Source organism: Algihabitans albus (assembly GCF_003572205.1).
Lineage (GTDB): Bacteria > Pseudomonadota > Alphaproteobacteria > Kiloniellales > DSM-21159 > Algihabitans > Algihabitans albus.
Genome location: NZ_QXNY01000005.1, coordinates 320807 through 333461, shown reverse-complemented (window position 1 = coordinate 333461; position 12655 = coordinate 320807). Strand labels below are relative to the sequence as shown.

Sequence of the window (12655 nt, the reverse complement as noted above, 5' to 3'; positions counted from 1 at the left end):
AGTCGGACTTGCCGCTGAATCGCGACCACGAATGACAACTGCGAAAGGCCGGAAGGGGAATTACGGTGAGCGGCACGTAATTCAGAGATCGTCATCCAGTTCGTCGTCATGAATATCCGCAGCGCGCCGCTTCGCGTCAGCGATTAGTTCCTTCGCGGATTCGCCTCTCATCCAAGCGTCGAGCATATCGGCCCAACATTGCAGCATGATCTTTCGCTCGGCGAGATACCTGTTTACGTTGTAGACGGACGCGATCCGGTTCCTAGGCGCGTGGGCCAAGCTCATCTCGATCCACCGATCATCGAACTTGGCCCGGTTCAGACCAGTCGAGAACGTGCGGCGTAGGTCGTGAACGCCGAAGCTCTGAAAATCCGGGGCATTCTCGCGGACACGCTTTACAGCAGCATCGATTACGCGGTTGAGCGTGGCATTGCTGATGGGCGTTTCGGAGTCGTATCGGCCAGGGTGCAGATATCGGCTCGCACCGAACATGGTGCGGAACGCCGTTAGAATATCGAGCGCCTGATCGCTCAGCGGCACGATATGCGTCTTTCCAGACTTCATTCGCTCGGCCGGAATTGTCCAGCGCGCACTTGCGAAGTCAATTTCCGTCCACGTAGCGTCGATGAACTCCGACTTCCGAACGCCGGTCAGCAAGACGAACTTCACGGCTAGGCGGAGCGTCGGTGCGGCCGAGACATGATCTAAAGCCGCCAGCGCCGCGCGGATTTCTGACGGCGATAAGGCGCGGTCGCGTGGCTCGAACGTGGCGATAGCGCTCGTACGAATGGACTCAGCGGGATTGCTTACATCCAGTCCACATGCCTGAGCGTGGCGGAACACCAGCAAGACGATCTCGCGAACATGCACGGCGACCGCTGGCCCGCGCTTTTCCTTAACCTCATCGCACAAACGTTTGAGGCGTTGCGGCGTGATTTCTTGCAGCTTGAGCTTCGACAGCTCTGACGCAATGGCACGATCATAAACTGATCGGCGCATCGCCAAAGTGCTGTCGGCCAGTCTCTCCGCTCCCGACTTCGGGTCGGCCTTGTGTTTGAAGTAAGCTTCGGCCCAGCCACCGAACGTCAACGCTGCGGCCGACGCCGTGCGCTTCTCCACCTTCGCCTTAGACGGTGACTCGCCACGCTCGACCTGGCACCTAGCCCGCCCCAATAGTGTCCTGGCCTCCGCAAGCGAAACCTGCATCCCGTATTCCAGCGCATCGGCTTCGCGTGTCAGCTTGCGCGCGGCCACAGCACTGTACCGACCGATGGTCAGAACTTCCTGCCGCCCGTTCACGCGGTACTGATACCGGAAAGAGATGACACCTGTTGGTGTGACGGCCGCATGCATCCCGTCGCCGTCGGTCACCTTATAAAGCTTGGACTTCGGTTTCAGGTTTTTCAGTTCTTTATCAGTGAGCTTGCCCATAAATCTGCATCCGGTCTGAAGCAAACGGATACCAACAAGACAGGCTGTTGGTAGCGAAGGCCCGTTTCTTGACCATCCTGCGTCGTACCAACATCTCTGCCAACAAAGTGACTAGGTTGGGGTGACATGCAGCGATACGGGGTGGGAATAATTTTCCTTTGTAGTCAATCAGATCGAGCGACTTTCGGCACCGAGCGGGATGGTCTGAAACGACCTTAGATCACTCCCACTCGATGGTCCCCGGCGGCTTGCTCGTCACGTCGTAGACGACGCGGTTGATGCCGCGCACTTCGTTGATGATGCGGGTGGCGGTGGCGGCCAGGAACTCGTGGTCGAAGGGGTAGCTTTCGGCCGTCATGCCGTCGGTCGAGGTGACGGCGCGCAGGGCGCAGACATGGTCGTAGGAGCGGGCGTCGCCCATGACGCCGACGGTCTTGACCGGCAGCAGCACGGCGAAGGCTTGCCAGATCGCGTCGTAGAGGCCGGCCTTGCGGATCTGGTCCAGGTAGACGGCGTCGGCCTTGCGCAGGATCTCGGCCTTCTCCCGGGTGATCTCGCCGGGCATGCGGATGGCGAGACCCGGTCCCGGGAAGGGATGGCGGCCGACCAGCTTTTCCGGCAGACCCAGTTCGCGGCCGAGGTCGCGCACCTCGTCTTTGAAGAGCTCGCGCAGCGGCTCGACCAGCTGCATGCGCATGCGCTCGGGCAGGCCGCCGACGTTGTGGTGGCTCTTGATGGTGACCGAGGGGCCGCCGGTGAAGGAGACGCTTTCGATCACGTCGGGATAGAGCGTCCCCTGGGCCAGGAAGTCGGCGCCGCCGAGATGCGCCGCTTCCTCCTCGAAGACATCGATGAAGGTGGCGCCGATGATCTTGCGCTTGCGCTCCGGGTCCTCGACGCCCTCGAGCTTGCCGAGGAAGAGGTCCGAGGCGTCGCGCGCCACCAGCGGGATGTTGTAGTGGTCGCGGAAGACCTCCGCCACCTGCTCGGCCTCGCCGGCCCGCAGCAGGCCGTGGTCGACGAAGATGCAGGTGAGCTGCTCGCCGATGGCTTCGTGAATCAGGACCGCGGCAACCGAAGAATCCACCCCGCCGGAGAGGCCGCAGATCACCTTGCGGTCACCGACCTGGGTACGGATCTGGGCGATGGCCTGCGCGCGGAAGGCGGCCATGCTCCAGTCGCCTGTACAACCTGCGATCTCGCGGACGAAATTGGACAGCAGACGGGCGCCGTCCGGCGTATGGGCCACCTCGGGATGGAACTGGACGCCGTAGTAGCGCTTCTCGTCATTGGCGACGGCGGCGCAGGGGGCGCCCGCGCTCTGGCCCACGGTGACGAAACCGGGGGCGAGGCGCAGCACCCGGTCGCCGTGGCTCATCCAGACCTGGTGCCGTTCGCCCTTGTCCCAGACGCCGGCGAACAGGCGAGACGGCTCGGCCACCTCCAGGAAGGCGCGGCCGAACTCCTGATGGTCGCTGGTCTCCACCTTGCCGCCCAACTGTTCCATCATCATCTGCATGCCGTAGCAGATGCCCAGCACCGGGACGCCCAGCTCGAAGACCAGATCCGGCGCGCGGGGCGTCGTCTCCTGGGTCACGCTGGCGGGCCCGCCGGAGAGGATCACCGCCTTGGGGCCGAAGTCGGCCAGTCGCGCCGGCTCGGCATTGAAGGGCAGGATTTCGCAGTAGACCCCGGCCTCGCGCACGCGCCTGGCAATGAGCTGCGTGACCTGCGATCCGAAGTCCAGAATCAGTACTCGGTCCGTCATGACCGGGTGATAGCCGATTCGTCCGTGCGGCGCGACTGTTGTCGAGAAGCCCGCTAAGCTTCTTCCGTCTCGAACTCGGCCGGCAGGGTAATTTCCAGCAGCTCCAGATCGTCGGAATGCGCCACCTCGCGGTGGCGGAGGCGGGGCGGCTGGTGGACGCAGGAGCCGGGCTCCAGACGAACCTCGCCGATGCCCTCGTACTCGAAGACGACCCATCCCCTCAGCACATAAACCATCTGAAAGGCCAGCTCGTGGCTATGCCAGACCGGCCGAGCCTCGCCGCCCGGCCGGGCGCGGATCACCTGGGCACCGACGCTGCCGCCGGTGGCGGCCGCGATGCCCAGGTCGCGGTATTCGAAGAAGCCGCGCAAACCGGGCGCGAAGGGGCTGTCGGCATGAACCACCGAGAAACCTCTGGGCAGCTTTTCGGTCGGGCCGTTCACGGCAGTCTCCCCTCCTCTCTCGGACGATCTAGTCTCTCGGGCGGTTCTGGCCCTGCTTGACCTGCGCCATCCAGGAAATCAGGTCGGGCCAGGCGTAGGCGACTTCTGGCAGCCAGACCCCGGCGAAGCGCTCCTCCCGCTCGGCCACGGCCTGACCGCCCATGCGCTCGTAGAAGAAGCGCGTCTGATTGCCGGCCAGCATCCAGAGCCCGACGCTGGTGAAACCCTTGGCCGCCAGTTCCTCGAAGAGAGCGGTCAGCAGCGCCCGGCCATGGCCGCGGTCCTGCACGTCGGGGTGGACGTAGAGCGTATAGATTTCGCCGCGAAAGGGCGGATCCGCCCCCGCCGAGGGATCTCTCAGGCGCCCGCAGGACCCGAAGCCGACCAGGTCGCCATTCTCGTCATCCGTCGCCACCAGAACGATCTCGCCCCGGCGCTGCCCCGTGAGCTCGCGCCAGAAGCGCTCGTACTGCGGTATCGACATGCCGGCGAGATAGGCGTCGGGCACCAGACCCGCGTAGGCGGCCTGCCAGGTCTCGACATGAATGCGAGCGATGGCCGCCGCATCCATCGGCGTGGCCTCCCGCACCGTCATGTCCGCCAAGCAGGGCTCATCCGCTCTGGCTCCTCTCGGTTTCGCCGGTTTGTCCGTTCTGTACCTGCGCGTCTTCTACCTGCCGCTCGAGCACCGCGACGAAGAAGCCGTCGGTGCCATGCCCGGCCGGGCGCAGCAATAGCGTGTCGCCGCCGGTCGGCGGCTTGCCCGGCAGGGCTTCGGACCAGGCCTCGGCCAGCGGTATCAGCTTAAAGTCTCCGCGCACGGCAAGGAAGCGCTCGACCTGACCCTGGTTTTCCGACGGCAGGAGGGAACAGGTCGCGTAGACCAGCCGGCCGCCCGGCTTCACCAGCCGCGCCGCCGAGGTGAGCAGCCGGCCCTGCAAGGCCGTCAGGTCCGACAGCGCCTCCGAGGTCAGACGCCACTTGGCATCGGGGTTGCGCCGCCAGGCGCCGGTGCCGCTGCAGGGCGCGTCGATCAGCACCCTGTCGAAGCCCGCCTTGTGGCGCTTGATCCAGGGATCGGTTTCGCTCTTGAGCACGCGGCGGGCGACGTTGAAGGCGCCCGCACGCTTCAGGCGCACGGCCGAGCGGTCGAGCCGGCCCTTCAGGGTGTCGCAGGCGAAGATCTGGCCCTTGTTCCGCATCGTGGCGGCCAACGCCAGAGTCTTGCCGCCGGCACCCGCGCAGAGATCGCAGACCCGCTCGCCCGGCTTGGCTCCGACCAGCCAGGCAACGACCTGGGAGCCCTCGTCCTGCACTTCCACGAGGCCGTCGCGAAAGGCCTGGGTCGCCGCGACCGGCTGCCGCCCGTGGATGCGGAGCGCCCAGGGCGAAAGACGCCCGACGGCCGAGTCGATTCCCGCCTCCGCCAGCGCCGCCTGAACCGTTGCGCGGTCGGCCTTGAGGGTGTTGGCGCGCAGATCGACAGGCGCCTCGCCAGCCAGAGCCGAGAGCTCGCGCTGCAGGTCGGCCCCCAGGGCCGCGCGCAACTGCGGCAAGAGCCAGGCCGGAACTTCGTGGCGCACGTCGAGCGGTTGGTCCGGATGGTCGAGCACCTGTCCGGGCGCCTCGCCGGCCAGGCGTTTCGCCGCTTCGACCTCGCTCGCGTCGAGCGGCTCGGGCCCATGGTGCGAACCGTCGAAGAGGATTCGGACGGCGGCGACCGACTCATGCCTGGCCAGCAGCAGCCAGGCGATCAATCTGATGCGATTATCACCCGGGAGGTTCAGCCGTTCCAACCACCAGCCGAGTCGCGCATGGGCCCGCAGCACACCGTAGAGCTGCTCGGCGATAGTGCGGCGGTCCGTGGACCCGATGTAGCGCCGGCCGCGCAGGTAGTCGGCCAGCACCCGGTCGGCGGGCGGACCGGCGCCGCCCTCCGGGGGAAAGAGCAGATTCAGGAGGTCCAGCGTGGCTTGGGTACGGGCGGCGGGTGTCATGGCGTGGCCTATGTGGCACCCCAGCGACCGAAGAGCCAGCCTTTCCAGAGTCGCGCTCGCCGTCTTCAGCCCCCTGGCGACTCCCGCCTCAGCGCCTGACAGAGACAGTGAGGCCCGCCGCCGCCCAGGGTAAACATGGACAGGTCGGGGTCGTAGACCTCGATCCCCCGGGCGCGCAGCCGTTCGTTGAGGCGCGTATTGCGCGCCGTGGAGAGCACCCGGTCGTCGCCCAGCGCCACCACGTTGCAGCCGAGCTGCGTCGCCTCGCCGTAGCTGACCTCCAGGATCTCGTAACCGCGCGCCTTCAGCAGATCCGGAAACCAGGGCTCGTGCGCCTCCGTGCAGACGGCGATCAGCTTGTCCGCCAAAGGACCGACGGTCACGTCCAGATGAACGAAATGCGCCGGAAAGGGAACGAGGACAGCCTCCCACCCCTGCGCCTCGAACCAGCCGGCGACCTGCTCGGCACCGGCCTTGTCGGAGCGTTCGCCGCCATAGCCGCAGAGCACCAGCCCCGGCTCCAACACCTGCAGATCGCCACCCTCGAAATGGCCGGCGGTCACCATCCTCCAGATCGGAACGCCATGGTCCTGGTAGAACTTGATCGCCACCGCGTAGTCGCCGCGTCGGTGGGGCGTCTGCACCAGGGTGATCAGCGGCCCCCAGGGCGTCATGGCCGAGGAGTCGCGCGCGAAGACCGCGTAGGGCAGTTCCGGCCAGGCGGCCAAGCTGTGCACGGTCACGCCGGCCGCCTCGTAGGCCTCCACCATGCGGGCATGCTGGGCCATGGCGAGCTGGCGGTCGAAGCGCTCCTCGCGCCGCAAGGTCTCGCGCGAAATCGCGCCCACCGGCCGCCACTCGAAGAAATCCGGCGGGCCGAGCAGCACCTCCCGCAACCTTCCCGTTTCCGAGTGAACGACCCAGTCCGTCAGTCCGTCCGGATGCCCCATGCGCTCCCCCTCCCCGCGACACGTCCCAGACCCGATCGTCACGCGCCGCGAAGACAGCAGCGACTATGGCGGCAAACCATGACGATCGGCTCTACTGCGCTGTAGGCTAACAGAAGAGTCGGCAAGGGAGAGAACGATGACGCAGGACACGGCGGTGGTCCTCGGCGTGGGGCCGGGCTTGGGATGGCACCTCTGCGAACGCTTCGCGGCCGAGGGTCTGCGGGTGATCGCGGCCGCGCGCAGCCGCGACAGGGTCGAGCGGCTGATCGCCGAGTCCGGCCTGACCGGCATCGAGGCGGCCGCTTGCGATGCCGCCGACGCGACCAGCGTGACAGCACTGTTCGAGGCGAGCGGATCGGCGCGTCTGGTGGTCTACAACGCCGGCAAGATGGTCCGAGGCGGCGCGCTGGAGCTGTCGCCCGCCGAGGTGGAAGCGGCCTGGCGGGTGATCTGCCTGGGCGGACTGCATACGGCGCAGGCGGCGATTCCGGGCATGCTGGAACTAGGTGGCGGGACGCTGATCTACACCGGCGCCACGGCCTCCCTGCGCGGCGGCGCCGGTTTCGCGGGCTTCGCCTTGTCGAAGTTCGGTCTACGCGCCCTCAGCCAGTCCCTGGCCCGCGAGTTCGGCCCCCAGGGCATTCACGTCGCCCACACCGTCATCGACGGTCAGATCGCCTCGGCAGGTCACGAAGGCCGCGACCCGGCGACGCTGTTGGCTCCCGAAGCCATCGCCGAGGCCTACTGGCAGCTGCACCGGCAAGACCGCGCCGCCTGGAGTTTCGAGATTGATCTGAGGCCCGCGGCCGAGCGCTGGTGACGGAGAGCGTCATGACCGGCGCGATAATCCCCTGTCTGCGCCACGAGGGCGCCTCGAGGATGATCGGCTGGCTCTGGAAGGCCTTCGGCTTCGGGCGGCATCTGGTCGTGGAAAACGGCGCCGGCGGCAGCGCCCACACGCAACTGACGCTGGGTCGGGACATGATCATGCCCGGCCCGGCCCGCGAGGTCCGGCTCGAAAAGCTGGAAGCGACACCCAAAACTTCGACGGCACCACCCAAAGTCCCTACGTCGCCGTAGCGAGCCCGGACGCGATCTACGAACGCGCGAAAGCTGCCGGCGCCAAGGCGGTCGTTCGCACGGCGTCGCTGCTGTCGCTATCGCGGCCTGGCGTGTCGCAATCCGCAAGTCCGGGCCAGCCGACCTTGGTCATCCTGAAGCAACGGTCGAACAGATCGGCCTCGACGGCTGTTGACGGAGTGCGGCGATGAAGACTCAGGCACGTGTCGTGGTGATCGGCGGCGGCGCCGTCGGCGTCTCCACTCTCTACCACCTGGCCAAGCTCGGCTGGTCGGACGTGGTGTTGCTGGAGCGCACCGAACTGACCGCCGGCTCGACCTGGCACGCCGCCGGCCTGCTGCCGCTCTTCAACATGAGCTACGCCGTCGGCCAGATCCACAAGTACTCGGTCGACCTCTACAAGACGCTTGAGGAGGAGACCGGACAGAACGTCTCCTTCCATGTCACCGGCAACCTGCGCCTCGCCTGCAATCAGGAACGGCTGGACGAGTACAAGAAGTACTGCGGCACCGCCAACACCATCGGCGTGCCCTTCGAGATGATCGGCCCGAGCGAGGTGAAGAAGCTCTGGCCGCTTTGCGAAGTCGAGGATCTGGTCGGCGCACTCTACCATCCGGACGACGGCCATATCGCGCCAGCCGACCTGACCAACGCCCTTGCCATCGGTGCGCGCAACCGTGGCGCCGAGATCTATCGCCAGACGCCGGTCACCGGTGCGACCCAGAAGCCGGACGGAGAATGGACCGTCCACACCCCGAAGGGCGACATCGTCTGCGAGCATATCGTCTGCGCCACCGGCAACTACGCCCGCCAGACCGGCGCCCTCTTCGGCCTGGACGTGCCGGCGATCCCGGTCGAACACCAGTACATCGTGACCGAAGCGCATCCGGCGCTGGTCGAGCGGCAGAAGCAGGGTCTGCCGGAGATGGCGGTGCTGCGCGAGTCGGATGCCAGCTACTACATGCGCGAGGAGCGCCAGGGCCTGATCCTCGGCCCTTACGAGAAAGGCGCGCCGGCGCGCTTTGTCGAGGGCGTGCCCGACAGCTTCGGCCAGGATCTCTTCCCCGGCGATCTGGAACGGCTGATGCCGCATGTCGAAGCGGCGATCCGGCGCGTGCCGATCTTCGCCGAGGTCGGCATCAAGGACATCGTCAACGGCCCGATCTCCTACACGCCCGACGGCAGCCCGCTGGTCGGACCGGCCTGGGGCGTCAGGAACCTCTGGCTCAACGAGGGTCACTCCTTCGGGATCACGGCGGCCGGCGGGTCCGGCCGCTATCTGGCCGAGTGGATCGTCGAGGGCGAACCCTCCGTCGACCTGCTGGACGTCGACCCCCGCCGCTACGGCGCCTACGCCAACAAGCAGTACGTCAAGATCAAGAACGAGGAAGCCTACGAGCACGTCTTCGTCGTTCACTATCCGGACGAAGAGCGGCCCGCCGGCCGCCCAGCTAAAACCAGCCCGGTGCACGACAAGCTGGATCGCGCGGGAGCGGTCTGGGGCCAGCGCTTCGGCTGGGAACGGCCCAATTGGTTCGCCCCCGAAGGCGTGGAGCGCAAGGACGTCTGGTCCTTCCGCCGCAGCAACTATTTCGACTCGGTCAGCCGCGAGGCGAAACTGATGCGCGAGACCTGTGGTCTGATCGACCTGACCAGCTTCTCCAAATACGAAGTCTCCGGCCCCGGCGCGGAAGCCTACCTGGACCGCCTGGTCGCCAATGTCATTCCCAAGAAGATCGGACGCATGAGTCTCAGCCATGCGCTGACCAAGCATGGCGGGATCCGCAGCGAGTTCACCATCACCAAGCTGGGCGAGCAGCGCTACTACCTGATCTCCTCGGGCGCCGCCAACCGCTTCGACTGGGACTTTCTTTGGAAGGCCCTGCCGGGCGACGGCTCCGTGCAGTTGGAGGACGTCACCCTGCATCGCGGCGTCTTCGTGCTGGCGGGCCCCAACGCCCGCAAGGTGCTGGAGCAGGTGACCGACAGCGATATCTCCAACGCCGCTTTCCCCTGGCTGTCGATGCAGGAGATCGCCATCGGCGTGGCCGGCGACGTCCGCGCCTTGCGCGTCAACTTCGTCGGCGAACTGGGCTGGGAGCTGCACCATCCCATCGAGTACCAGCATGCGATCTACGATGCGCTGATGCAGGCCGGCGCCGCCCACGGCCTTGGCTTGGTCGGCATGCGAGCCATGGACGTGCTGCGGATCGAGAAGTCCTATCGCATGTGGGGCAAGGACCTGACCCGCGAGTACTCGGTTTTCGAAGCGGGACTGGACCGTTTCGTGCGCCTCAACAAGGGTGACTTCGTCGGCCGCGACGCCTTGGTGCGCCAGCAGCAGGAGGGCGTGCCGCAGCGCTTTGTCACCCTGGAGGTGGAGATCGAAGGGCGCGAGGGGCGGCCCCTGGCCGATCCCTACGGCAACGAACCGCTCTACGCCGATGGCCGGATGATCGGCCGCGCGACCAGCGGCATCTACGCGCACAATCTCGGCAAGACCTTGGCGATGGCCTACGTCCGGCCGGAGGTGGCGGAGATCGGCACGGCCCTGGAGATCGAGGTCTTGAGCGAGCGCTTCCCAGCCCGCGTCATCGCCGAGAGCCCCTGGGATCCGGAAAACGCGCGGCTGCGAGCTTAAGGCTCCGCGAGCGGGGCGCCATCGGCCCCGGCCGGGCGATTCTTCACGGCGTCACGCGTCGGAATTCGCCTCCGCTCTGGCCTTTGCCAGCCGCGCGCCGATCTCGGATGTCTCGGTCGAAAGCTTCGCAAGCTGCCGGGCGATCGCGTCGGACTGACGGTGACCACGGGCCGCATCGAGCGCTTCGGCGACGCGGTTCTCCGCCGCTTCGCTTTCTTGAAAGGTCGTTTCGAGCGCGCTCGGGCTCAGCGCCGCCCGCACACCTTGAAGCACACCTTCGACCGTCATTCGGTCGGGATCCGGCTCCACCGTCATTTCGCCGTCCTGCCGACCGGCTGCCAGCAGGCGATCTGCATCAGTCCGGCGGCCTTCCGCACAAGCCCGCAGCGTCTCTTCGACGGCCGTGCCGCTCACGCGCTCCGCGCCGCGCGCGTGGGTTTCGGCAGCACCGATCAGGACCTCGAGCAACTCGGCCAAAGACACTTCCGCATCGCTGCGCAACAAACCCTTCGTTTCCTCGTCGCTCATGCGCCCTCCGGGGTCTTGCAGTGTGAACTCCGGCACCAGCACTTCGATGGCACCGGGTATAAGGGTCACGTCCGCCGGCGTCCTCGCCAAAAGATCCCCGTCGACATTGATCTCTTGCGGCCGCGCGGTCTCGAGCCGCACGCGCTGCGCCGAAAAGAAGTGGGCGCCGTCGAAGAGATTGTGAGCTCCCAGCTTCAAGGACAGCGCCATGATCAGCAAGCGTAGAGGCTTCTGCGGCTCCAGCACGTAGACGCGCAGATTCCCATCGTCGATCTGCGCGTCTGGCGTCACCCTCGCACCTCCACCCTGGCTCTCACCACTGGCGACACCGACCTGCAGGGCCCGAAGCGACAGGGTCCGGCCGTCGAGATCCAGGCGTACGGGGAGGCTTCGGAAGGTGCGAAGAGCATCGAAGGCCTCGCGTGCATAGGCGAGCGGACCCCAACGCCTTTTTCGCTCGCCCGTAAGGCGGCGCGCGACCTTGGCGCTGAGACCGAGACTGGCGACATTGCAGAAGATCTTGCCGTTGCAGCGGCCCAGGTCGATCGACCGGCGTCGACCGGTCCGCAGCAGCTCGACCGCCCGCTCGGCCTCGAGTGGAATGCCCAGCGTACGCGCCAGGTCGTTGGCCGTGCCGAGCGGCAGGATCGCCAAGGGAGCCGCCGCCGCGCAGGCGATGGCGGCGGCTTCTCGGACCGAACCGTCGCCGCCTGCGGCCACCACCAAGGCCATCGCGTTCCCGTCACCCGACGGGTCCGCCTGCAGCCAGTCTTCGAGACTGCAGACGGAAATCGCATAGCCGTCGCTTTGCAGAACTTCCCGTGCTGCGCCGACCGCCGGGTGAGCGATCTGCTCTTTGCGACCGACCAGAACGAGGGCGCGCGGCTGCGGAACGTGACGGGTCATGAGGGGAATGACGGATCTTCGAAAGAGCAAAAGCGATACCGGGGGATCGCCAAGGTGCCAACGGCAAGGCGCCGGGGCGAGATTCGACCGGACGTCAATCGCAAGCGGTGGACAGGATCAAGTCGCCGCGCTCGCCGAGCGTATCGAGATAGGGCACGTTTTCGTGGGCCAGGACCTGCCAGTGCCCGGCTGCGGAGAGGTCCCGCATCTTGGCAGCGAATCCTTCCGATTCGAACTGGTCGCCACGGACCACCAGCGCGAAATGGCCGCCCGGCCGGACCAGCCGAATCAACTCATCGAAGACGGGGGGCGGCAGAAGTTGGCGTGAGAACACGCCGACCCCGATCACGGCTGCGTAACTGTCGGCGTCGGCCGAGGTACCCTCTAGAAGGTTCTCGGACCAGAGCGCTCGGTAGACGCCCTTCTTTCCAGCCTCGGCCAGCATTTCGGCGGAGATATCGATCCCGTCGATGCAACTGCATCCGCTGTCGGCCAGGGCTTGCCCCACCAGTCCCGTGCCGCACCCGACGTCGAGAATCGGTGCGGACCGGTCGGGCATGAGCTCCGCCAGCGCATGGGCGGTGGCTTGCGGCGCGACATAGCCGTGCATCCCGGTGAGGTCGGCATCATAGCCCTGCGCCCACTCGTCATAGAGTTTGCGCGCAGCCTCCGGACCGTCGGCATTCCGGCGGATTCGGTCCAATTGCTCTTCTGCTTTCGATCGCTCGTCCATCGTCGGTCCTCCTTGGCGCCGGCCAATACTCGGCAACGGTGCAGGCCGAACCATACACGCGGCGGCGGCAGGGATCGAATCGCGCCTCGACTCAACGCGGGCATTGCCGCCGGATGTCGCAAGAAAGATCCGAAACGGCGTTTGTCCGTCACCGTCTCGCGCGCCAGGCTTTAATCTT

11 protein-coding genes are annotated in these 12655 nt (G+C 66.4%); 3 read left to right on the top strand and 8 right to left on the bottom strand.

What is annotated here, in order from left to right:
- Window positions 1-81: 81 nt before the first annotated feature.
- The 6 genes from DBZ32_RS15595 to DBZ32_RS15570 all read right to left on the bottom strand — a co-directional run bounded on the left by DBZ32_RS15595 (window position 82) and on the right by DBZ32_RS15570 (window position 6589).
- Complete coding sequence (locus tag DBZ32_RS15595) at window positions 82-1431, bottom strand: tyrosine-type recombinase/integrase (RefSeq protein WP_119168110.1); 1350 nt, start codon at window positions 1429-1431, stop codon at window positions 82-84.
- A 220-nt stretch (window positions 1432-1651) separates the two neighbouring features.
- A complete protein-coding gene (guaA, locus tag DBZ32_RS15590; protein WP_119168109.1) occupies window positions 1652-3199 on the bottom strand; it encodes a glutamine-hydrolyzing GMP synthase in 1548 nt (515 codons plus the stop codon).
- Between the two features lie 53 nt (window positions 3200-3252).
- Window positions 3253-3642: a cupin domain-containing protein gene (locus DBZ32_RS15585; RefSeq protein ID WP_235830225.1), complete on the bottom strand. Its 390-nt coding sequence runs from the start codon at window positions 3640-3642 to the stop codon at window positions 3253-3255.
- A 28-nt stretch (window positions 3643-3670) separates the two neighbouring features.
- Window positions 3671-4237: a GNAT family N-acetyltransferase gene (locus DBZ32_RS15580; protein WP_119168108.1), complete on the bottom strand. Its 567-nt coding sequence runs from the start codon at window positions 4235-4237 to the stop codon at window positions 3671-3673.
- A gap of 16 nt (window positions 4238-4253) precedes the next feature.
- Complete coding sequence (locus DBZ32_RS15575; protein ID WP_119168107.1) at window positions 4254-5639, bottom strand: RsmB/NOP family class I SAM-dependent RNA methyltransferase; 1386 nt, start codon at window positions 5637-5639, stop codon at window positions 4254-4256.
- A 65-nt stretch (window positions 5640-5704) separates the two neighbouring features.
- Complete coding sequence (locus tag DBZ32_RS15570) at window positions 5705-6589, bottom strand: dimethylarginine dimethylaminohydrolase family protein (RefSeq protein ID WP_119168106.1); 885 nt, start codon at window positions 6587-6589, stop codon at window positions 5705-5707.
- Window positions 6590-6725: 136 nt separating this feature from the next.
- Between DBZ32_RS15570 and DBZ32_RS15565 the strand changes: the two genes are divergently transcribed.
- The 3 genes from DBZ32_RS15565 (at window position 6726) to DBZ32_RS15555 (ending at window position 10310) form a co-directional block, all read left to right on the top strand.
- Entirely contained in the window at window positions 6726-7409 is a 684-nt protein-coding gene (locus tag DBZ32_RS15565; RefSeq protein WP_119168105.1) for an SDR family NAD(P)-dependent oxidoreductase, read from the top strand.
- Window positions 7410-7420: 11 nt separating this feature from the next.
- A complete protein-coding gene (locus DBZ32_RS15560; protein WP_119168104.1) occupies window positions 7421-7669 on the top strand; it encodes a VOC family protein in 249 nt (82 codons plus the stop codon).
- 187 nt (window positions 7670-7856) lie between these two features.
- Window positions 7857-10310: a GcvT family protein gene (locus tag DBZ32_RS15555; RefSeq protein ID WP_119168103.1), complete on the top strand. Its 2454-nt coding sequence runs from the start codon at window positions 7857-7859 to the stop codon at window positions 10308-10310.
- A gap of 51 nt (window positions 10311-10361) precedes the next feature.
- Here the strand turns inward: DBZ32_RS15555 and DBZ32_RS15550 are convergent, their stop codons facing one another.
- On the bottom strand, window positions 10362-11744 hold the full coding sequence (locus DBZ32_RS15550; protein WP_119168102.1) for a diacylglycerol/lipid kinase family protein: 1383 nt from the start codon (window positions 11742-11744) through the stop codon (window positions 10362-10364).
- Window positions 11745-11838: 94 nt separating this feature from the next.
- Entirely contained in the window at window positions 11839-12477 is a 639-nt protein-coding gene (locus DBZ32_RS22135; RefSeq protein ID WP_162906783.1) for a class I SAM-dependent DNA methyltransferase, read from the bottom strand.
- Window positions 12478-12655: the final 178 nt, after the last annotated feature.